Below are 21,130 nucleotides of genomic sequence, written 5' to 3'. Positions count from 1 at the left end.
GGCTCATCCTGTGAGCCAGATCGCTCGCAGGATTGCCGCATGACTCCAGCACCTGAACGCATCACCCCTCCGCTCCCCTCCCATGCTGACAACGGAATCCTTGGCCGCGTGCCTGGTCAGCACATTGCACAGGCCAGCAAGTCCTTGCCCGACCCCGCCTGCGCGGTCGACGATGAAATGCTCGTCGAGATCGACGCCGGTTGGGTGGGTCGTGTGCGCCTGACTTTCAGGAAGCAGCGCTACAGCAGACCCCGCAGCAAGACGTCCTACGTTGCCTGGTTCTGCCGCCACGCCGAGGCCGTCAGCGGTCGTTGAACTCAGCCACTGTGTCCTGCCACTCCTGCCAGCCGCTGTCCTTCACCTCAACGGCACACAGGAACTCCAGCTCGAAGCGCCTGGCCTGCGCCTCGCGCCGGCGGCGAGCGCGCTCGTCGGTCATCTGGGCGTGCTCCACGAACCAACGGGGCATCCTGGCCAGGAGTGCCTGGACACCGACCGGGCCGCGCGTCACAGCGCCGTCCTGCGCATATCGATCTCGGTGTCCTCCCAGGCCTCCTCGTCGGCCTTCGGCACGACGACGCCCTGAGCGGCCTCAGCCTCCCAGGCCCGGAGCTGGGCAAGGGTGACGCGCATCAGATCGCTGTCCGCGATGCGCAAGGGCTTGGGGGTGGGCGGCGCGGCCTGAGATGACATGCTGGCTCCTGTTTCGACGGAGCCAGTCTCGGGGCCGGCCTGCGTGGAAGGAATCGCCCCGAAGAGGGAACGCGGAGGGGATCAAGGTCTCGCATCCCCCTCATATCCCCCAAATGGGGGGCGCCTCGCACTCGGTGAGGCGTTCATGCGGCCCACATCGCCGAGGTAGTAGATCCGACGGGAACTTCTCGTTGGAGCAGGCGTGGGTAGTTACCTTCAATACGGTCGGTGACGCCGACTGGTCGACCGCCGAGGTGGCGCGGACAGCAGAGACGCCATCCCTGCTGGCACCCCGGGAGCATCGCTGCCTATGGGGAGTTCAGACCAGCGATACCGTCTACGTGCCGCGTCGCGCGGTATCGCGGTGAGAGGCGCCGCCAGCTGGTCGCACCTGGTTGTATGGTTCAGTGGCGTGCCTGTGACTGCTGAGCAGGCGCTGGCTGATGAAGCGCGGCATCGAGGCGTCCGCGTGCATGCCATCAGCCCGCTGTATCACCCGAGCACTTCAAGGCAGGCCGCGATTCGTTCAGCCGGACTGGTTATGGGCTACGCGCTGCTTGAGCGGGCCTTCATCGACGAAGGAATTCGTCGCCTGGCGCAGGCTGTTGCTGCCCTCGTTCGGAGTTCAGGCTCGCATCACCACTGAGCGATCTGCTTGAGAGTTTCGAGCAACTTGAGAGTTGCACCGTCGACCACCGGCAGTGCTCGATGGACGATCCAGGTCTCTCTCCAGAGAACCGGATTCAGCGGTGCCATGCGGATGCCTGGAAGGGCCGCGGCCGCGGTGGGGCCTTCCACGGGAAGGATCGCTGCCCCGTAGCCGGCCGCCACCAGGCTCTTCATGGCCTCTGTGTAGTTCATCTCGATCCTAGGCTGCGGGACGACACCACCGGACGCGAACCATTCGACCGTTTGCCGGTGCAAGATCGTGGTTGCGTCGTTGGCGATCAATGGCTTGCCTGCCAGCCATCGCGGCGTTACGCGCCTCGGAGGCATCCAGGATTCGGGCATGAACGCCATCATGGGGTCGCGTCTCCAGCGTCGAACAACCAAGTCGTCGGGAACTTCCTGGGTGCCTACCAATGCCACATCCAGGTCGCCACGCGTCACACTCGAAAGCGCATCGAAAGTCCCGACGATGCGGATGTCGACGTCGATGTCTGCGTGGTGGACCTCCATCGAACGCAGGACCTCGGGGAGCAGAAATGTGACGATGCTGGTTGTGGCGCCCAACCGGACGCGGCCTGCGGTGCCGGCCGCATGACGGCGAATTGCCTCGACGGCCTCCTCCGCATCGCGCAGCAGTGACCTGGCCCGCTGCACCAGCAAGAAGCCTGCACCGGTTGGTTTCACGCCCCCACTCCCGCGCAGCAACAGGCGAACGCCAAGCCGTTCTTCAAGTTCAGCCACATGCAGGCTGACCGTAGGCTGCGACAAGTGCAAAGCAGCCGCAGCGGCAGAGAACGTTCCGAGGTCCACGGCGGAAACGAGAGTCCGTAGCTGGTCAAGGTTCAGTTCTCTCATCAGCTTTCCTGATATTAGTTATCAGAACAACAAACTTCCATGATAGTTCGGACACTGCAACCATGTGGCCATGAGCATCAATGCATTGCGAACGGCGTACTTCCAGATGGCGGCTCGCTTCCGGCGCTGCCTCGGCCGGCGACGTCACGTCTCAGGCGAGGCAGAACTCTTGGCCATGGATGATCGTGAGCTGCGAGACATCGCAATCGGTCGCGGTGAGATTCCGTACTTCCTCGCCAAGGAAAGGCAGGCACCCCGTTCAAGCAGCTAGGCTGGAACACGGCTTGATGTCTGGAGGCCCCAGCGTCGAACCTCGAACGCCAGCTTCTGGCCGACTGGAAAGCAGTGCTTCAGTGCTGGCGGTGAACCTTCTGCCTGGTACCGCTTCAGCGTGCTCTTGTCCGACTCAATGCGCTACCAAACGGCGACCGTTTCTGACGGCTTCGTGGACAAGGGGCATTCAAAGGCCGGGCAACCGCACACGGGACTGGGGTCCCTGCGGGCCACCGCGTTTCTCGGCAGGCCCAAGACCGTCCGAGAGCCCCCTTGAATTCGCCCGGCTCACGAGAGAATCTGGTCCAGCGAATCCCGGTGACAAGCCCGGGATCGCGCCGATTCGTGACCTGCCACTTCGATGCGGCGTCGCTGGCGCTCTAGACGGCACCCTGGTCCTCGAGCGTGAAATGGATACAGGTTCCCTTGTCCGTCGACTCCGCACGAGCCAGTCCCCCATGCATGCGCGCGATGGCCGCGACGATGGCCAACCCGAGGCCGTGGTTGCGGTCGGCATTGCTACGCGACGGGTCGATCCGATAGAAGCGATCGAACAGGCGCGGCAGGTGTTCGCTGGCAATCCTGCCACCCCGGTTGTGCACCCCGATGGACACATGCCTCGTGCCAATCCTGACTATCCTTATCTCGACGAGCGAACCTCGGGTCGCGTAGCGAGTGGCATTGCTCAGCAGGTTCGAAATCGCCCGGCGGACCAGCCCCGCATCGACGGCCGCGTGCGCGTCGCCAAGCACCTCCACCCGCAAGTCGGACTCCTCGAGCACGGCCTCGAAGTAGTCGACGACTTCCAACGCTAGGTCGGCCATGCTCGTCGCCAACGACCGCCGCGCCGGGACGCCCCGCTCCGCCCGGGACAGGAAGAGCATGTCCGCCACGATCCCGGCAACGCGTCGCAGTTCCTCCAGGTTGGACGTCAGCGTGTCATGCAACTCCGGAGCGGAGCGCGGCCTGCGCAACGCCACCTCGCAAGAGCCGATCAGGATGGACAGGGGGTTGTTCAACTCATGCGCGACGTCGGCGTTGAAGGCTTCCATCTGCAGGTAGGCGACCTGCAGCCTGTCCAGCAGGGCATTGAACTGAGAGAGCAGCGACTGAACCTCCTCGGGTTGTCCAGCGGCATCCAGCCTCTGATCCAGCCGGCTCGCGTCCAGTTCCGACGTGCGGCGCGCAAGGGCATTCAGCGGCGCCAACCCCTTGTGAACCAGAAGGAATCCTGTCGTCGACACCGCGAAGGTGCCGACGATGGCCGCGGTCAGCAGCGTCCACCAGAGGCGGGTTAACAGCGAGTCGTCCTTGCGGAGGTCATAGATGAGTTCGGCGCGCCCGGCCCCACCGAGTTCCTCGGGCAGACGGACGTCGAATGCCAGGTGCTTGCCCATGGCTCTCGGTCGGCTCGCATCATCCTTCTCGAAGACCGCAAGTCCGCTTTGCTGCCTCACGACCAGCGACAGGTCGTCGTGGCCGGCGAGGAAGTCGCTCAGCAGATGCTTGATTCCTGGGATGTCGTGGATCTCGCGCCCTTCGCCGAGAAGCCGCTGGACGGCAACCCGCTTCTGCAGGAGGGTGTCATCCTGCCGGCTGGACAGAGTCAGCGCAATCACGAGGTAGACCGAACCGCAGACAAGGCTGAGCCCGACCAGGGTCTGGAGCGCGAACTGCCGCGAAAGGCGTGCACGCAGGCTGGGTGCACGCCCCGGGGAGACGGTCATGGCCGGTCCTCAAGCACGTAGCCCATGCCGCGGACCGTATGCAGCAGCGGCTTGTCGAACGGTTGGTCCAGCTTGGAACGCAGCCTCCGGATGGCGACCTCGACCACGTTCGTCTCGCTGTCGAAGTTCATGTCCCAGACCTGCGCAGCGATCTCCGTGCGCGACAGGACATGCCCCTGACGCTGCAGCAGCAGGATCAGCAGGCTGAACTCCTTGGGCGTAAGCTCCAGTCGCCGCCCGGCACGCGTCGCCCTGCGGCGCACGGTGTCGACCTCCAGGTCCGCAACGCGCAGCGACAACGCTTCTGCCTCCATCCGGGGGCCGCTCGAGCGGCGAAGCAAGACCTGGATCCTCGCGACCAGTTCCGAGAACGCGAAGGGCTTCACGAGGTAGTCGTCCGCCCCGCCCTGGAGGCCGCGCACCCGGTCCTCGATTTGGCCGCGCGCGGTCAACATCAGGACTGGCACTGATCGCATGTGGCGCAGCGCCGAAAGGACCGCCATACCGTCAACGCCCGGAAGCATCCAGTCGAGGATCACGAGGTCGTACTCATTGACGGACGCCATGTGAAGCCCGTCGACGCCGCTATGGGCCACCTCGACCTGGTAGCCCTCCTCGGTCAGGCCCTTGCGCAGGTATGCGGCCGCCTTGACTTCGTCTTCGACGACCAGCAGCTTCATGAAGCTCTGCGCCGGGCCGTGGTGCGCCGGCCTCGCAGCCTGCACACTGCGGCAAGCGACATCGGGTTCATGCAGCTACCTCCCGGTCCGGTTCCGCTCGGGGCGCTGCAGACTCCTCCTCCTCGTCCTTGCGGTGCGCAATGCGATAGAGCACGGGCAACACCAGGAGCGTCAACGCCGTCGATGACAAGATGCCACCGATGACCACGGTAGCCAGCGGGCGCTGCACCTCGGCACCCGTGCCAGTGGCGATCGCCATCGGCACGAAGCCCAGGGAGGCGACCAGCGCCGTCATCAGCACAGGGCGCAACCGGGTGATGGCGCCTTCGAAGATGGCCTCGTCCAAGCTCCGGCCCGATTCACGCAGGTTGCGGATGAAGGCAATCATCACCAAGCCGTTCAGCACTGCCACGCCGGACAGCGCGATGAAACCCACCGCCGCGGAGATGGACATCGGGATGTCGCGCAGCCACAGGGCCGCGATGCCACCAGTCAAGGCGAAGGGGATGCCGGTGAACACCAGCAGGCCATCCTTCACGTTGCCGAACATCACGAAAAGCAGCGTGAAGACCAGCAGGAGGGACACCGGAACGACGATCTTCAGGCGGTTTGTCGCCGACTGCAGGTTCTCGAACTGCCCCCCCCAGGTCATCCAGTAGCCCGGGGGCAACTTGATCTGTTGCTGGATGGCCTGCTCAGCCTCCGCCACGAAAGTCCCGATGTCACGGTCACGCACGTTGGCACTGACCACCACACGACGCTTGCCGTTCTCGCGGCTGACCTGGTTGGGGCCGGGCGACAACGACATGTCGGCTACCTCGCTCAACGGGATGAACTTGCGCGCACCGGAGGCACTGGCAGGCAGCGGCACCGGCAGGCGCTTGATGGCCTCCAGGTCGGAACGCACCGACTCCGGCACACGCACGACGATGTCGAAGCGGCGGTCACCCTCGAACATCGTTCCGCCTTGCCTGCCACCGACGGCCGTGGCAAGCGTGTCCTGCACGTCCTGGATGTTCAAGCCGTAGCGCGCGGTCTTCTCGCGGTCGATCTGTACGCTCAGCATCGGCAGCCCGGTGGTCTGCTCGACGTTCACCTCCGTTGCCCCGGGGATGCCGTTGAGCACTGCGGCGATGCGACCCGCGGCGTTGTTCATGACATCCATGTCGTCGCCGAAGACCTTGACGGCCACGTCGGAGCGCACGCCTGAGATCAACTCGTTGAAGCGCAGCTGGATGGGCTGGGAGAACTCATAGTTCTGGCCCGGTAGCTTCTCGACTTCGGCTTTGACCAAGGCGGCCAGTTCCTCGCGGGTCTTGCGGGGCTCCGGCCACTCCGATTGCGGCCTCAGCATGACGTAGGCATCCGAGATGTTGGGCGGCATCGGGTCCGACGCGATCTCCGCAGTGCCGGTACGCGCAAATACGCGCTCGATCTCAGGGAACCTGTTCTTCAGCGCGGCTTCGAGCTGCTGCTGCATCGCGACGGACTGGGACAGGCTGGTGCCCGGGATCCTCAGCGTCTGGATGGAGAAGTCGCCCTCGTTCAGGCTGGGAACGAACTCGCTGCCCATGCGGGTGGCGAGCAAACCGGACAGGAACACCGTCACGAGAGCGAAGGTGATGACCAGTGGCTTGGCGTTCATGACGCGCCGGAGCGCCGGCTCATAGGCGCGACGTGCCCAACCCATCAGGAAGTTCTCCTTCTCGGCGACCTTCTCGCCGATGAACAGCGCGACCGCTGCTGGCACGAAGGTCATGGACAGGATCATTGCGCCCACCAGCGCGATCACGACTGTGAACGCCATGGGGTGAAACATCTTCCCTTCGACACCAGCCAGGGCGAAGATCGGCAGATAGACGATCATGATGATGAGCTGACCGAACAGCAGCGGACGGCGCGCCTCCTGGGACGCGAGGAATACCTCGTGGAATCGCTCGGATCGCGTCAGTGGCCTGCCTTTGTGCTCCTGCGCATGCGCCAGGCGGCGCACGCAGTTCTCCACGATCACCACCGCGCCGTCGATGATGATCCCGAAGTCCAGCGCTCCGAGACTCATCAGATTGGCGCTGACCTTCTGCTGCACCATGCCCGTGAACGTGAAGAGCATGGAAAGCGGGATCACCATGGCGGTCAGCACGGCCGCTCGGATGTTGCCCAGGAACAGGAAGAGGATGACGATGACGAGGATCGCGCCTTCCAGCAGGTTCTTCTTGACGGTGCTGATCGCCTTGTCGACTAGCGTCGTGCGGTCATAGACCGTCACCGCATGCACGCCCGCGGGCAGGTTCTTGTTGATCTCCGCCATCTTCTTGTCGACGGCTTGCGAGACGGTGCGACTGTTCTCGCCGATCAGCATGAAGACGGTTCCCAGAACCACCTCCTTGCCGTTGTCGGTTGCAGCGCCGGTGCGCAGCTCGCGGCCCAGCTCGACGCTGGCCACGTCCTTGATGCGGACGGGAACGCTGCCCTCATTGCGCAGCACCACGTTGCCGATGTCGGAGACCGATTGGACCTGACCAGGGGCCCGAATCAGGTACTGCTCGCCACGGCGCTCGATGTAGCCCGCGCCAACGTTGGCGTTGTTGCGCTCCAGCGCGTTGACGACATCTGCGAGCGTGATGCCGTAGGACGCCAGGCGGCCCGGATCCGGTGCGACGTGATACTCCTTTGCGTAGCCGCCGATCGTGTTGATCTCGGTAACACCAGGCACGTTGCGCAGCTGGGGTTTGATGACCCAGTCCTGGATCTCACGCAGGTCGGTGGCGGTGTAAGGGTCGCCGTTGGGCTTCTTCGCGCCGGGCTGCGACTCGACCGTCCACAGGTAGATCTCGCCCAGCCCGGTGGAGATCGGCCCGATGTTCGGCTCCACACCGGCCGGCATCTGGCCACGGGCGCCCTGGATGCGCTCGTTGACCAGCTGGCGGGCGAAGTAGATATCGGTGCCGTCCTTGAAGATCACGGTGACCTGGGACAGGCCATACCGTGACAACGAACGGGTCTGTTCGAGACCCGGCAGGCCGGCCATCACCGTCTCGATCGGATAGGTCACTCGCTGCTCGGTCTCGAGCGGGGAGTAGCCAGGCGCCTTGGTATTGATCTGGACCTGTACGTTGGTGATGTCGGGTACCGCGTCGATGGGCAGCTTCTGATAGCTGAAGACGCCGAGCGCGGCCATGCCCAGCACGGCCAACATCACGAGCCATCGGTGTTCGATGGCGAAGCGAATGATGCGTTCAAACATGTCGACGCCTCTTCTCAATGCTCATGGCTGGCCGAGGCCTTGCCCGCTTCGGACTTGATGACGAAGCTGCCCGATGCCGCATACGGCGCCCCCGCCTTCAGGCCTGCGGTCACTTCCGTGCGCTTGCCGTCACTGCGGCCCAACTCGACCGGGACCGGCGCGAAGCCGCCAGGTGTGCGGACGAAGACGACTGACCTGCCCTCCATGGTCTGCACAGCCTCTGCGGCCACCGACACGGGCACGCTCGAGTCGCCGGAAGAGAGTTCCACATTGACGAACAGGCCCGGACGCCAGGCCATGCTCGGGTTGTCGACGACGACACGAGCCTGCGCAGTGCGCGTTTGCTCGCCGATGAGTGCACCGACGTACGCCACCTTGCCCACCGCCTTCTGTTCAAACGCGGTAGATCTGATGACCACGTTCTCGCCGACGCGCACCTGGAGCAGGTCACGCGCGGGGACGTTGATCTGGGCCCAGACCGATTTCAAGTCAGAGACGGTGAAGACACTGGAGTCCTCGCGCACCTGCTCGCCCAGGGCGATGTGCTTCTCCACGATGACTCCGTTGAAAGGCGCTCGCAGCTCGAAGCGGTTGAGTGCCGACGAGTCAGTCGATGCGCCGATGGCCTGCAGCTTCTGACGGGCGTTGGTGACGGCGATCTCTACCTCGCGCATGGCTTGCTCGGCCTGCTGGACATCTTGCTGGGGCGAGATGCGCTGTTCGAACAGCTGTTTCTCGCGTTCGTAGGTGGTGCGGGCGAGCTGCAGGCGCTTCTGGGCATTCTGCAGTTCGGCACGCTGATCCGAGACGCTCGGGCTGCTGATGGTGGCCAGCACCTGACCTTTCACGACCTGCTGGCCCAGAGACACGGCGACCGACTCGACGACACCAGCCACGCGCGGCACCACATGCGCGGTGCGGTCTTCGTTGAAAGCGATTTCTCCCGGCAGTTGCAGGGACGAGCGGATGGTCGCTGCCGCCGAGGTGTCGATGGCGATACCGGCGGCCTTGATCTGGTCGGCGTTCATCGTCACGGCGCCCTCGTCCCTCGCGAACGGAAACTGCAGGACACCACCCGCCGCCTGAACTTCCACCTTGCCCTTGAACAGGTGCGGCTCGTCAATGGCCTGAGCGCTGACCAGCGCGCCGCCTTTGACGACAAAGGCGATCTTCTGGGGATCCTGGCCTGGCCGCTCCAGCTCCACGGACACCTGCTGTGCGCCGGGCTGCAGCAGCTTGCCATCCCTGGTCAGCCACAGCTTGATGCGCGGCGATCCACCTTGGTCAGCCAGCATCAGCTCGACGGTGACGTCCTTCTGGCTGCCGATGACGTCGCCGCCGTTCGCGCCCTTCCCGGCTTCCTCATGGTGCTCGCCATCACCATGGTCGTCTGCGTCCTTGTGACCCTTGCCGCCTCCAGCCTCGCCATGGTGTTCGCCATCATCGTGCCCCTTGGCTTCCTCATGGCCATGGCCGTGCCCCCCTTCGGCGGCGGGCGAGCTGCCACCCATGCGGAGGATCCCTACTGCGCCTGCGGCGCCCAGCGCCAATACGGCGGCGATGGCAATCAGTTGCTTCTTTCCCAGGCCGTCACGCAGTCGATCGAGCGTGTTTTGCTTGTCGTTCATCGTCAATCTCTTGTTGGATATGCCCGTCAGGGGCGGTCGGTCGTGGCGCCGAGCTGGCGGTCGATCTCTGCGGCCGTGCGATGGACTTGCGCCACGGCGGTGTAGTACTGGCTGCGGACCTGAAGCCAGGTGCGCTGGGCATCGAGGGCGTCCAGGAAGCTGAACTTGCCGAGCTCGAAGCCGGTTCTCGCAGCTTCATAGGCGGCTTGTGCGCCGGGCAGAACCTCGCTACGGAGGGTTTCAGCTTCCTCCTTGCGGGCCTGAAGGAGGTCAGCCATCTGCAGCAGCTCTGAGCGAAGCCGCAGCTCCTCCGCCTGCGCCGTGGCCTGCGCCGCATCACGGCGACGCAGGGCTTCGAGCTGCCCTCCCTGGTTACGATCGAAGAAAGGGAGTGGCACCGACACGCTCAGGAGGGCTTGCGTGCGACCCGTTTCCTGGGCACGCCGGGCACCGACACCCACAGTCACGTCGGGAATGCCCGTGGCGCGCGCCAGCGTGTAGCCGGCATCGGCGCGCTGCACCTCGAGCAAGGCCCGCCGCACGGCTGGCGCTTCGGACAAGCGAGCCATGATGTCTGGCGCCGACGGGGCCACCGGGAGCACGCCCACGACTCCATCCACGCGCTGGACCGAGCCCTCGGGCGCGCCCATGACCGCGGTCAGTGCGCGCAGGGCGGCCGAGCTCTCCGCCTGAGCCTGGCGCAGATCGATGCGGGCGGTCGAGGCGGCCACCCGGGCGCGCGTCTCTTCAGTCGGCGACACCTTGCCGGCCGTCACCCGGCGCACAGCCGCATCCACGCCGCTGGCTGCGATGCGCAGCGACTCCTCGGCAACCTTGACGCGCTCCTGAGCCGTTAGCGCGTCAAAGAACGCCTGAATGGCCGTGGCACGGACGTCGGCCCGACGGGCCAGCAACTCCAGCGCCGCGATGTCCTTGCCGCGTTGCGCCAGCTCGACACGGGCGGCACGCTTGCCGCCGGTCTCCAGCGTCTGGCTCAGCTGCATCGTCGTGACGCGGGCTCCCGACTTGACGTCCTCCTGGTCCACGCCAAGGACGGGATTGGGAACGAGGCCGGCCTGGCGGACGGTGCCATCGTTGGCGTCCAGCTCGGCGGCGGCTGCGCGGAGCTGTGGGTTGTGCGCCAGCGCCGTCTCCACCGCGGAGCGCAAAGTCAGCGGCGCGGCTAGCGCTTGTACGTCAGCGCGTGCCGGATCAGCCGGCTGCGATGCCTGGACTTCTGCGGGAAACCGCGGGGCGGACACAGGCAACTGGGCCTGGGCCAGGGACGAGATGAGTGCCGCGCATGCCAGCGGCACGAAAGTTCTGCGCATCGAAAACTCCAGGGTTGCAGGGACAACACGAGGGTTTCGGCGAGTGCAGTGCTGCGGTCAGGGCCGCAAGGGACGGAAAGGGGGAAGGAAACTGCGCTCGCCGATTCAGGCGACGCGCCAGTTGGGTCGTTCGAGCACGTCAGGCCCACGCGAACGGAAGGCCTGGCTGGACGCAGTGTCCACAGTGAAGACCGCGTTGGAATCGAGCTGCAGCGTGACAGGCACAAGGGGCTTGGCAAAGCTCAGCTGGCAATAGCCACAGTCGTTGTCACCAAGCAGCTTGCCGCCCTTGGAGGATGACTGGTTGTCCAGGTGCTTGCCGGACACCTTGGATCCAGCGTCCCCGGCCACACCGTGCTCGTGGGCATGGTGGCCGATGTGCGCCTTGGCAGGGACCTGCTCGTGCTGGCAATAGGCCGCCGCTGCCGACCAGGCGAACTGGACGGGCAGGATGAACAGCAGCAAGATGGTCAGCCAGCGACGCATGACCCGGATTGTGTCCTGAATGCGTGAACCACGGATGAATCGGGCTTTGCGGATCCAGTGAAGTCGTTCGCAAAGCGCAGGCTCTTTGAGGCAGCAGTCCTCGGCCCGAGATCCGTTGCCGGCCGCGGGCCGGGGGTCAGCACGATCAGGCGCCTTCCGCGTCGTTCCTGGATACGTAGACCATCAACTTCTTGTCACTGAAGCCCTGGGGAGCGATCTCACGCACGTCGAGGGCCCGGTGGGCGGTGGAGTTGAACTTCCACGTGAAGCTCTTGCCGGCGCTTTGGAAAGTCACCACATCGCCGCAATTGACATTGATGGCCTTGCCAGCATCGACGTTGACGACACGGGCGTTCGGCGTAGCGGCAGCCACTTCACCGTGGATGGACTTGCCATTGGCCATCCGATCGCTCGAGGGGACGCCGGCGTGGACCGATGCAACGGCAAACAGCAGGCTGGCGGTCAGGGTGGTGGCACGGATGGAGCGGTTCATGAGAGGTCCTTCTTCGGCGGACGAGTCGCTCGGGAGAGCCACCTGGAACGTCCACCATGGAAGGAACTGTAGAAATCCGACCCCGACGGGACACCTGCCCGGTGCATTACAAATCTGTCATGTCGGCGCCACCCGGCGTCCAAGGCCTCGCGGTGCGGGATCAAGGGGAGCACACCCGTTGCCCCCTCGGGTCCACCCGCGCAATGTGGCGGCAGCCCGCAAGCCATCAACTTCGGAAGATTACGCTGCATGCATCGCCTATCCCGCATTTGCCACTGCCATCGGCACGGAGTTCAGCATCCACGCAAGAGTGCCTCTGCTTAGCATGTCGGCGTTGTCCAATTCCGCCTTGAGAGGCCGCCTCCATGTCTAGTCTGCTCGTTTCCTTCAAGCTCGATCAACTGGGCGAGCCTCGCGAATACCGCCCCCCCGCCGATCGCGTGATTGAAGGCGACATCGTCTGCCGCAACTGGGACGTCGACAGCGCCAAGGACGGCAAGGTGCGCGCCGGAGTGTTCGAGTCGACGCCAGGCATCAACCGCTCCATCAAGGGTGAGACCTGGGAGTTCTGCCTGATTCTCTCGGGCGTCGCCGAGATCACGGAGGATGGACACGCACCGGTCACCTACCGCGCCGGCGACTGCTTCATCATGAAACCAGGCTACACCGGAACCTGGCGCACCCTGGAAACCGTTCGCAAGGTGTGGGTCACGGCCTGAGACGGCCCGGCTGCAGCGCCATCTCGGCAACGGCGACAAACCAGCTTAGCCCCAGGGGAAGCAGCCGGTCATTGAAGTCGTAGCAGGGATGGTGCAAGGGCCGGTAGCCGCCGTCATCGGCGGCGCGAGGTCCCTGGCCCAGCCAGAGATAGGCGCCTGGCCGTCGCTGCAGCATGAAGGCGAAGTCCTCGGATGTGAAGGCTGGCCGCGGCGCCTCGCTAGCCTCCAGCCCGACAGTCGCTGCGGCGTCCAGGGCCAGCATGGCCTCGGCAGCACTATTGATGGTTGCGGGGTAGTAGCGCAGGTACTCGACCTCGACATCACAGCCGCCCGCCAGGCCCACACCTGCCGCGCAGTCCTTCAGCGCCGCCTCGATGAGATCCTGGCTGACCGCATCGAAGCTGCGCACGGTGCCGGTGATCTGCACTTCAGCCGGCATCACGTTGTGCGAGCTGCCGCCCTGGATGCGCGTCACCGACAGCACCGCCGACTCGGTGGGGTCAATGCGCCTAGCGACCAGGGTGTTTAGCTGGCAGACCAGTTGGCTGGCCGCGAGGACCGCGTCGGGTGTCCGGTGCGGCTGGGCTGCATGCCCACCGCGGCCACGTACCGCGATGTCGAAGCGGTCGGCCGCGGCCATGATGGGGCCGGCGCGGGTCTGGGCCTGGCCCAGCGGCAGGTCAGGCCAGTTGTGCAGTGCGAAGACGGCATCGCAGGGGAAGCGGTCGAACAGGCCTTCCTGGACCATCGCGCGGGCACCGCCTCGGCCCTCCTCCGCAGGCTGGAAGATGAAATTCACCGTGCCGTTGAAGCGCCTTGTGCGGGCGAGATGCCGAGCCGCGCCAAGCAGCATCGCCGTATGGCCGTCGTGCCCGCAGCCATGGTGGACACCTGTGAACAGGCTCGCGTGGGGGAGCCCGCTCTGCTCGGCCATCGGCAGTGCATCCATGTCAGCCCGCAGGCCGACGCTGCCACCTTCGCCATTGCGCAGCACCCCCACGACGCCAGTGCCGCCGATGCCCTCGTGGACTTCGAGGCCCAATGCGCGCAGCGCATCGGCAACGATGCCCGCCGTGCGGTGCTCGGCAAAAGCCAGTTCTGGATGGGCATGCAAGTCGCGCCGAAGCGCGACAAGGTCCGGCAGCAGGTCGGCAACATCGTTGTCGGTCGTCAGCATGCGGCACTCCTGCTTTGCTGGTACTCGCGCGGTGTCATGCCGCATTCACGCTTGAAACGGCGGTTCAGATGGCTCTGATCGTAGAACCCCACCTCACTGGCTGCACGCGCCGCCGGCACACCCTGGCTGAGCAGCTTCTGGGCGTGCTGGATGCGCAGCGCGTTGACATAGCGGCCGGGAGAAACGCCGACGCGCTCCCGGAACACCCTCGCGAAACGCCACAGGCTCAGGTCGCACAGGGCCGCCAGAGCTTCCAGGCGCAGTGGCTCGCTCAGATGTGCCCGGATGTACTCCAGCGCCGGCTCCAGCGAACGGCGCCGAGAGACGGCCTCGACACCTGTGAATCGATCTTCCATGCCGGATAGCTTAGGGCCGGGCGCTCCACCGATTCGGCCGTTTGACCTCACCCGCGCCACAGCAAATTGCGCTTTGCGCCAGCACGGGCACACAACCTGCCGCCACCGACCCCGTCAGGATGGCACCGACACGCCGCCGGGGTGGCTGCGCACCGCAATGGCGTCGACCTCCAACAGGTAGCCATGGTGAAGCTCATGGACGGGCACGACGGTGCGCGCAGGCCTGGCCGGGCCCATTACCGACGCGTAGACGGCGTTGAACCGGGGCCAGTGTTCGACGCCGACGATGTAGGCCGTCACCCGGACCACGCTGCCCAGATCCGCGCCGGCCGATTCAAGCGCCAGGCGCAGGTTCATCAGCGTCTGGCGCACCTGATCCTCGAAGGGCAACTCGGCAGTGTGCGTGCCGTCCGGCCTGACGCCAAGCTGGCCGGATATGAAAGCCAGCCCGCCATGGCAGACGGCATGGCTGTAGTGGCCGGCCGGCGCAGCCATGCCAGCGGCGACGGGAGGGATGATGATGCGCGGGTCCATGTCGTTAGATGAAAGAGGCGAGCCAGATGGGGCGGGGAGCCGGCTAGAACTCCGCGACCTTGCCCCATGCGGAGGCCAGGAAGCGGTCTGGGTGATAGGGTCCGGGTGCAACGATGGGCGTCGCGCCGCTGACGATGTCGGCGATCAGGTGGCCCGCGCCGGGCCCTATACCGAACCCATGTCCGCTGAAGCCAGCTGCCAGCACCAGGCCTGGCAGCCCGCTCATCTCGCCGATGCCGGGCACGCCGTCCGGCGTGCTGTCGATGTAGCCCGCCCATGCCCCCGTGACCGCACGTTCCCGCAGTGCAGGAACGAGTTCGAGCGCGCGGCTGTGGGTCAGTCGCACGACCCTGCGGTCCACCGCCGGATCCAGGATACGCATGCACTCCATCGGCGTTGGCCGGTCAGTTCGCCAGCGCGCCAGGCTCTCGTGGCCGGAACGCACGCCTTCCAGTCCGCCAGGCGACAGGCTGCGCCAGCGGCGCAGGAACATCGGCAGGAACTGGGGCGCGAAGCGCAGGAACTGCGGCGTCGGGTCGACACGGGCGCGCCCGCTGATCGCCAGCAGGTAGCCGCCGTCCCCACGCCGTGTGATCGAGACCCTGGCGGTGTGTAGCGTCGCAGGGAGTTCGGTGGCCCCCGGAGCCACCGCCATCACGGTCTGTCGGATGGTGGCCTGCGGGAAGCGCAGGCCGTACTGGCGGCAGAAGGACGAGGCCCAGGCCCCCCCCGCCAGCACGGCGGCCCGGGTGCGGATGGTGCCTTGCTCGGTGACCACCGCCGAGAGCCGACCAGCCTCGGTCTCGAGCCCCCGGGCCGCGCAGCCCTGATGAACGCTGCCGCCGAGCCGCTTGAGCGCACGCGCTACTGCCGGGGCGGCACGCGAGGGGTCCGCCGTGCCGTCGGTCGGTGAAAGGACGCCGCCCTTCCAGGGCTTGCCGGTCACCCGCCCGTGCTCAGCCGCAGCCGCGGTGCTCAGCATCTGCGTCTTCACGCCCGCGCCGCGGGCGAACTCGCCCCAGCGCGCCCACCCGGCCAATTCTGCGTCGTCGTTGCTGAGATACAGCAGACCGCAGCGCCTGAAACCGGTGTCCTCTCCGGCCTCGGCGGCGAACTGTTCCCAGAGGTCAAGAGCCTTGGCTGCCATCGGCAGCTCGCGGGCGTCGCGATTCTGCTGTCGGCACCAGCCCCAGTTGCGGCTGGACTGCTCCGCGCCGACACGCCCCTTCTCCACCAGCGCGACCTTCAAGCCGCGGCGCGCAAGATAGTAGGCGCTGAAAACACCGACGATGCCGCCGCCGATGACGACGACATCGGCCTGATCCGGCAGCTCGGGAGTCGATTCAACGAGGGTCAGCGGAGCAGGCATTCTTGGAGTCTCGTGTAGCTGCGGACGAAGAAGGAAGCGTGGAACATCACCAGCCCCCAAAACGGGGCCACTCGGCCTGTACCGCCATGTCGGCGCCACGCACCACGTGATAGCTGCGGTGCTGTGCGCCGGTCGCGCAGGCATGGTTGGGCAGGATGCGAACGCGGTCGCCAATCGCCAGACCCGGCAGGCTGGCCGCCGAGCCGGGACGCACGGTCACGATGCCATGCTCCTGGTTCGCATCGGCCAACAGGAGGTCGGGATAGGCCTCGCCGGCCAGGTTGCAAACGAGGCCGTAGCCCTGGTTGACGGCCTGCTTCGACGTGCCCCGGTCCTGCGACATCGCCATCCAGCCCGCATCAACGAGGATCCACCCCTTGTCGCGCTGGTGGCCAATCACCGTAGCCATGACGGACAGTGCAATGTCCTCGATGCGGCAGACCCCGATGCCCGCCATGACGAGGTCGAAGAAGACGAACACGCCGGCCCGCACCTCGGTGACACCCGTCAGGTCAGCCGCGCTGTGGGCAGTCGGCGTCGAGCCCAGGCTCACCACCGGGCAAGGCAGGCCGGCTCCGCGCAACACGGCGGCGGCCTCGACCACGCCGCGCCTCTCTTGCTCAGCACATTGTCGAAGCGCCTCGTCGCCCCGCGCGGCGTAGCTACCTCCGGCATGGGTCAGCACTCCGCGCAGCTCCGCCCCCTGCTGGAGCGCCCGACCGATCGCCAGGAGGTGTTGGGCATCGTCTGGCCGAACTCCCGAGCGATGGCCATCGCAATCGATCTCGATCAGCGCTGGAATGGAAGTACCCGCCTCGCGCGATGCCGCCGCCACGGCCTCTGCCTGCGCCACGGTATCGAGCAGCACGGCGAGGTCGACACCCCTGCCCCTCAGCGCCAGCACCTGCCCAAGCTTGGCCGGCGTGATGCCCACCGCGTAGATCATGTCGCGTACTCCTGCCGCCGCGAAATGCTCGGCCTCCTTGAGCGTGGAGACCGTTGCGGGGCCGGCGGGTGAGGCCATCACTCGGTGCGCCACCGCCACCGACTTGCAGGTCTTCAGGTGAGGCCGCATCCCGACACCAAGCCCGGCCAACCTTGTACGCAGCCGCGCGACGTTGCGCTCCATGCGATCCACGTCAAGCACCAGGCAAGGCGTCTCCAGGTCCTGCAGCGTTACTACAGCGGTTCTTGGCGCGGTCACGGCCTCGGTCACAGCGATCTCCTCATCAGTTGGCAGATGTCATTGTGTGAACCAACGTGTAAGTCAGCAATTTACGATTAGTACATTTGAAGATAAGCTTGAACTTAATGATTGGCTCCGACGATCTCGCCTTCTTCGCCGTTCTGGCGGAATCGGCCTCGCTGGCCGAGGCAGCACGCAAGCTCAATGTCACGCCACCCGCCGTGTCGCAGCGCCTGCAGGCTCTGGAGGCACGCGCCGGGGTGCGCCTGATGGATCGCACAGGGCGCCACACCACCCTGACCGATGAGGGAGCGCTGGTCGCAGCGCATGGGCGGCAAGTGGCCGCCACGATGGAAGCGCTGGCAGAGGCGCTGGCTGACCGGACCCACAAGGTCAGCGGCCACCTGCGCGTGGCAGCTCCCTACGGCTTCGGCCGGCTGCACGTCGCGCCGGTCGTGGAGGAGTTCGCCCGCGAGCACGGCGGCGTGACTATCTCTCTGGATCTTTCGGACCATCCCGGCGCCCGGCTGATCGAGAGCTGCGACGTGGTCATCCACATCGGACCGCCAGGGCCGCCAAACCAGATCGTCACGACACTGGCGCCGAACCGACGCGTGCTTTGTGCAAGCCCGGCCTACCTCAGGCACAACGAAGCCATCACAACGCCAGAAAACCTGACCAGACACCGCTGCCTGGTGGTGCGGGAGAACGACGAGGACGTCACGCTGTGGCGTTTCAAGCGGCGGCGCGGCCGCGACGTCGCGACGGTGCGCATCCACCCCGCGATGTCGAGCAACGACGGAGCGGTCGTGCGCGACTGGGCGCTGGCCGGCATGGGGGTGGCCATCCGCTCCGAATGGCACGTGGCCGACGATCTGGCGCGAGGCCGGCTGTGCGTCGTGCTGCCCGACTGGGAGGCACCGTCGGCCGACGTGGTGGCGATGCTCGGCTCCCGGCACGGCCGCAGCGCGCGCACCACCGCCTTTCTGGCAAAACTGCGGCAGGCGCTCAATCCGGCGCCGTGGCGCTGACGGCCTTCAGTAGCCGAGGATGGCCTTGGTCTCCAGGTACTCTTCCAGGCCGTGGACACCGTACTCGCGTCCGTTTCCCGAACGCTTGTAACCGCCGAACGGCGCATGGGCGCTCCAGGACGGATAGTTGATGAGCACCTGGCCGGCGCGAATACGGCCCGCCACGCGCCGCGCTCGATCGATGTCGCCCGACTGCACATGGGCCCCGAGACCGTAGATGGTGTCGTTGGCCAGCGCGATGGCCTCCTCCTCGTCGCGGTAAGGCATGATCACCAGCACCGGGCCGAAGATCTCCTCGCGGGCCACTCGCATGTCGGGCGTCACGTTCGAGAAGATCGTCGGCTGCGCGAAGAACCCCTCAGCCAGGCCGGCGGGGCGACCGGGACCGCCGCAGACCAGCGTTGCACCCTCGTCGATGCCGACCGCGATCATCTCCTGGACTCGCCTGAACTGCGCGGCGTTGGCGATGGGGCCCATGGTGGTCTTTGCATCATGGGGGTCCCCGACCTGGATGCTGGCCACTGCCCGCGCGGCCAGGGCCTCCACCTCGGCCATCCGGGAGGCCGGCACCAGCATTCGCGTCGGCGCGCTGCAGGACTGGCCCACATTGCGCATGCCGGCCAGAACGCCTTTCGCGACGCCTTGCTCGAAGTCGGCATCGTCCAGGAAGACGTTGGGCGACTTGCCGCCGAGCTCCTGCACCACGCGCTTGACCGTCACCGCGGCAGCCTGTGCCACCAGCACGCCGGCGCGGGTCGATCCGGTAATGGAGATCATGTCGACCTCCGGATGCTCGGACAGCGCCGCACCAACGACCTCCCCAGTGCCTCCGACCAGGTTGAACACCCCGGCCGGCGTGCCTGCGTCGTGCATCACCTGCGCGAACAGTTGCGCGCTGTAGGGCGACAGCTCGCTGGGCTTCAGCACAACGGTACAGCCCGCGGCGATGGCGGGAGCCACCTTGGCGGTGACTTGGTAGAGCGGCCAGTTCCAAGGCGTGATCAGTGCGCACACTCCGATCGGCTCCTTCACCGTGGCGATGCCGCCCGCGTTCGACAGGAAAGCGTAGCGCTGCAGCACCTCGATCTGCGCACGTACGTGAGCAATGCCGAAGGGGACATGGGACGCGCGTGCGAAGCTGATCGCGGCTCCCATCTCAGCGACGATGGCCCGGGCAAACAGCTCGGCGCGCTCCTCCAGCAGCGCGAGGACGCGCTTGAGCAGGGCCAACCTTTGTTCGACCGTGCTGCGCGAGAAGCTTTCAAAAGCGCGCCGCGCAGCACGCACGGCCAGGTCGACGTCGGCCGCCGAGCCGGCGGCCACGTGGCCCACGACACGTTCGGAAACGGGATCGACCACCGCGATGCGGGGTGCTTCGGGACGATCGACCCACTGGCCATCGATGTAGAAGCGGGTGTCGTTCATGACTGCCATATCAAGTCTCTTCCGATGGAGCCCGTGGCTCAGAAATACTTCACCCAGCCGATGCTCGTGCGCCGCTTGAACTCGCCGTAGGCCTTCACTGGGAAGTAGAGCAACGCAGTCACCGCCAGCCAGACGACCCAGACGATCCAGAACGAATCGACATCAACCCCAAAACGCGTGCCCTGGTTGGGTCCGACGATGGCGAATGCGATGCGATAGCTGACCATCAGCACATAAAGGTGGACGATGTAATAGAACATGGGGGCACCACCAAAAGTCGTGCAGACCTTGGTGAAGCCGTTGTCGGCGAACTCCAGCGCCGCCAGCATGAGCAGCCCCCCGCCGAGCGTCATCAGCAAGAAGTCCAGCGACGGCGGGTACTTGGTGAAGTTCAGCCACACCTTCACCGTCTCCAGCGTCGTCGACTGAGGTGTCCACGGCGCGTTCTCACCGTAGATGTTGAAGCCACGCAACACGAGCAGGACGGCCCAGCAGGCAAGGCCGGTGACGATGAGCGTACGGCGGCGCTTCAACGCATCGACGGCTGACGAGAACAGCGGCGCAAACGTGTAGCCCAGCAGGATGACGCCGACCCAGGGCAGCGCCGGATAGCTGAGCTTGACCTTGACCACCCCCTCGGCCACCAGCCAGCCGCGATGCAGCATCAGCGTCCACAGCGGATACCACGGGCTGTCGGCCGGCACGACATAGCCTGCCACCGCGTTGTGGCCGCAAACGATGACGAAACCAAGCGTCGCCAGCAGCCAGCGCGGCAGCCCCGACAGAAGGGCCAGCACCACCATGCTGAAGCCGATCGCCCACATCACCTGAAGGTAGAGCACCTCGTACTTGCCTTGCCAGGCGAAGTTCACCACCGTCAGCTCCAGGGCGATCAGCAGCAGCCCGCGCTTGAGCAAGAACTCGCGCACATTGCGCGGCGTGCCACTCGGCGGATTGGCGTAGAGCCAGGCCGAAAGGCCCGTCAGGAACACGAACACCGGCGCGCAGAAGTGCGCCGCCAACCGCGAGAAGTACAGGTCGGTGGGCGTGCCAGGCACGGTCATCGGGTCGGTGACGTTCAAGTGCAGGTACAGGTGCTCACGCACGTGGTCGAGCATCATCACGATCATCACGAAGCCGCGCAGCGCGTCGATGGATGTAATGCGCGACTTGTGCACGGCAGTGCTGCTCGGCACCGCGATGCGTGGCAGGGTGGTGGATATGGACATGATGGACTCGCTGTAATTGACTTCC

General features: G+C 65.8%; 22 protein-coding genes. 5 read left to right on the top strand and 17 right to left on the bottom strand.

What is annotated here, in order from left to right:
* The first annotated feature begins 39 nt into the window (after window positions 1–39).
* Window positions 40–315, top strand: a complete 276-nt coding sequence (locus tag QM732_RS06340) for a hypothetical protein (protein WP_415655334.1) — start codon at window positions 40–42, stop codon at window positions 313–315.
* Here the strand turns inward: QM732_RS06340 and QM732_RS06335 are convergent.
* The gene (locus QM732_RS06335) at window positions 302–469 is read right to left on the bottom strand and encodes a hypothetical protein (protein ID WP_415655333.1); all 168 of its coding nucleotides are present in this window, start codon (window positions 467–469) and stop codon (window positions 302–304) included. The two genes, QM732_RS06340 and QM732_RS06335, sit on opposite strands and share 14 nt — an antisense overlap.
* A 38-nt stretch (window positions 470–507) precedes the next feature.
* Complete coding sequence (locus QM732_RS06330) at window positions 508–693, bottom strand: hypothetical protein (RefSeq protein ID WP_415655332.1); 186 nt, start codon at window positions 691–693, stop codon at window positions 508–510.
* 418 nt (window positions 694–1,111) lie between these two features.
* Between QM732_RS06330 and QM732_RS06325 the strand changes: the two genes are divergently transcribed.
* On the top strand, window positions 1,112–1,339 hold the full coding sequence (locus tag QM732_RS06325; RefSeq protein WP_415655331.1) for a hypothetical protein: 228 nt from the start codon (window positions 1,112–1,114) through the stop codon (window positions 1,337–1,339).
* Here the strand turns inward: QM732_RS06325 and QM732_RS06320 are convergent.
* A complete protein-coding gene (locus QM732_RS06320) occupies window positions 1,330–2,217 on the bottom strand; it encodes a LysR family transcriptional regulator (protein WP_415655330.1) in 888 nt (295 codons plus the stop codon). The two genes, QM732_RS06325 and QM732_RS06320, sit on opposite strands and share 10 nt — an antisense overlap.
* Window positions 2,218–2,287: 70 nt before the next feature.
* Between QM732_RS06320 and QM732_RS06315 the strand changes: the two genes are divergently transcribed.
* Window positions 2,288–2,488, top strand: coding sequence for a DUF1127 domain-containing protein (locus QM732_RS06315; protein WP_415655329.1), 201 nt, complete (start codon window positions 2,288–2,290; stop codon window positions 2,486–2,488).
* Between the two features lie 382 nt (window positions 2,489–2,870).
* On the opposite strand, the gene QM732_RS06310 is transcribed toward QM732_RS06315, so the two are convergent.
* The 7 genes from QM732_RS06310 to QM732_RS06280 all read right to left on the bottom strand — a co-directional run bounded on the left by QM732_RS06310 (window position 2,871) and on the right by QM732_RS06280 (window position 12,079).
* The gene (locus QM732_RS06310) at window positions 2,871–4,217 is read right to left on the bottom strand and encodes a heavy metal sensor histidine kinase (protein WP_415655328.1); all 1,347 of its coding nucleotides are present in this window, start codon (window positions 4,215–4,217) and stop codon (window positions 2,871–2,873) included.
* The gene (locus QM732_RS06305; protein WP_415655327.1) at window positions 4,214–4,897 is read right to left on the bottom strand and encodes a heavy metal response regulator transcription factor; all 684 of its coding nucleotides are present in this window, start codon (window positions 4,895–4,897) and stop codon (window positions 4,214–4,216) included. Before QM732_RS06305 ends, QM732_RS06310 begins: the two co-directional genes overlap by 4 nt.
* Before the next feature lie 67 nt (window positions 4,898–4,964).
* Entirely contained in the window at window positions 4,965–8,141 is a 3,177-nt protein-coding gene (locus QM732_RS06300) for a CusA/CzcA family heavy metal efflux RND transporter (RefSeq protein WP_415655326.1), read from the bottom strand.
* Between the two features lie 14 nt (window positions 8,142–8,155).
* Window positions 8,156–9,769 carry an efflux RND transporter periplasmic adaptor subunit gene (locus QM732_RS06295; protein WP_415655325.1) on the bottom strand — a complete coding sequence of 538 codons (1,614 nt, stop codon included), beginning with the start codon at window positions 9,767–9,769 and terminating at the stop codon, window positions 8,156–8,158.
* 26 nt (window positions 9,770–9,795) lie between these two features.
* On the bottom strand, window positions 9,796–11,100 hold the full coding sequence (locus QM732_RS06290; protein ID WP_415655324.1) for a TolC family protein: 1,305 nt from the start codon (window positions 11,098–11,100) through the stop codon (window positions 9,796–9,798).
* Between the two features lie 105 nt (window positions 11,101–11,205).
* Entirely contained in the window at window positions 11,206–11,586 is a 381-nt protein-coding gene (gene czcI, locus QM732_RS06285) for a cation efflux protein, CzcI family (RefSeq protein ID WP_415655323.1), read from the bottom strand.
* A gap of 145 nt (window positions 11,587–11,731) precedes the next feature.
* On the bottom strand, window positions 11,732–12,079 hold the full coding sequence (locus QM732_RS06280; RefSeq protein ID WP_415655322.1) for a CzcE family metal-binding protein: 348 nt from the start codon (window positions 12,077–12,079) through the stop codon (window positions 11,732–11,734).
* Window positions 12,080–12,444: 365 nt separating this feature from the next.
* Between QM732_RS06280 and QM732_RS06275 the strand changes: the two genes are divergently transcribed.
* Window positions 12,445–12,798, top strand: coding sequence for a cupin domain-containing protein (locus tag QM732_RS06275; RefSeq protein ID WP_415655321.1), 354 nt, complete (start codon window positions 12,445–12,447; stop codon window positions 12,796–12,798).
* Here QM732_RS06275 and QM732_RS06270 read toward each other — a convergent pair.
* The 5 genes from QM732_RS06270 to QM732_RS06250 all read right to left on the bottom strand — a co-directional run bounded on the left by QM732_RS06270 (window position 12,788) and on the right by QM732_RS06250 (window position 17,363).
* Complete coding sequence (locus QM732_RS06270; protein ID WP_415655320.1) at window positions 12,788–13,975, bottom strand: M20 aminoacylase family protein; 1,188 nt, start codon at window positions 13,973–13,975, stop codon at window positions 12,788–12,790. The genes QM732_RS06275 and QM732_RS06270 overlap by 11 nt on opposite strands.
* On the bottom strand, window positions 13,969–14,331 hold the full coding sequence (locus tag QM732_RS06265) for a helix-turn-helix domain-containing protein (RefSeq protein WP_415655319.1): 363 nt from the start codon (window positions 14,329–14,331) through the stop codon (window positions 13,969–13,971). The genes QM732_RS06270 and QM732_RS06265 overlap by 7 nt, the downstream gene beginning before the upstream one ends.
* A gap of 114 nt (window positions 14,332–14,445) precedes the next feature.
* Window positions 14,446–14,865, bottom strand: coding sequence for a RidA family protein (locus QM732_RS06260; RefSeq protein WP_415655318.1), 420 nt, complete (start codon window positions 14,863–14,865; stop codon window positions 14,446–14,448).
* A 43-nt stretch (window positions 14,866–14,908) separates the two neighbouring features.
* Complete coding sequence (locus QM732_RS06255; protein WP_415655317.1) at window positions 14,909–16,234, bottom strand: NAD(P)/FAD-dependent oxidoreductase; 1,326 nt, start codon at window positions 16,232–16,234, stop codon at window positions 14,909–14,911.
* 46 nt (window positions 16,235–16,280) lie between these two features.
* Complete coding sequence (locus QM732_RS06250; protein WP_415659342.1) at window positions 16,281–17,363, bottom strand: alanine racemase; 1,083 nt, start codon at window positions 17,361–17,363, stop codon at window positions 16,281–16,283.
* A gap of 182 nt (window positions 17,364–17,545) precedes the next feature.
* Here QM732_RS06250 and QM732_RS06245 point away from each other — a divergent pair, with 182 nt between their 5' ends.
* A complete protein-coding gene (locus tag QM732_RS06245; protein ID WP_415655316.1) occupies window positions 17,546–18,451 on the top strand; it encodes a LysR substrate-binding domain-containing protein in 906 nt (301 codons plus the stop codon).
* 6 nt (window positions 18,452–18,457) lie between these two features.
* On the opposite strand, the gene QM732_RS06240 is transcribed toward QM732_RS06245, so the two are convergent.
* Both QM732_RS06240 and QM732_RS06235 read right to left on the bottom strand, forming a co-directional pair.
* The gene (locus tag QM732_RS06240) at window positions 18,458–19,876 is read right to left on the bottom strand and encodes an aldehyde dehydrogenase family protein (RefSeq protein ID WP_415655315.1); all 1,419 of its coding nucleotides are present in this window, start codon (window positions 19,874–19,876) and stop codon (window positions 18,458–18,460) included.
* A gap of 38 nt (window positions 19,877–19,914) precedes the next feature.
* A complete protein-coding gene (locus QM732_RS06235) occupies window positions 19,915–21,105 on the bottom strand; it encodes a DUF1624 domain-containing protein (protein ID WP_415655314.1) in 1,191 nt (396 codons plus the stop codon).
* Window positions 21,106–21,130: the final 25 nt, after the last annotated feature.

Origin of the sequence: Roseateles sp., assembly GCF_047654805.1 — a bacterium.
In the GTDB taxonomy this organism is placed as follows: domain Bacteria; phylum Pseudomonadota; class Gammaproteobacteria; order Burkholderiales; family Burkholderiaceae_C; genus Pelomonas.
Note: the sequence above shows the minus strand (reverse complement) of the source record. Positions and strands in the feature narration are given on the sequence as shown.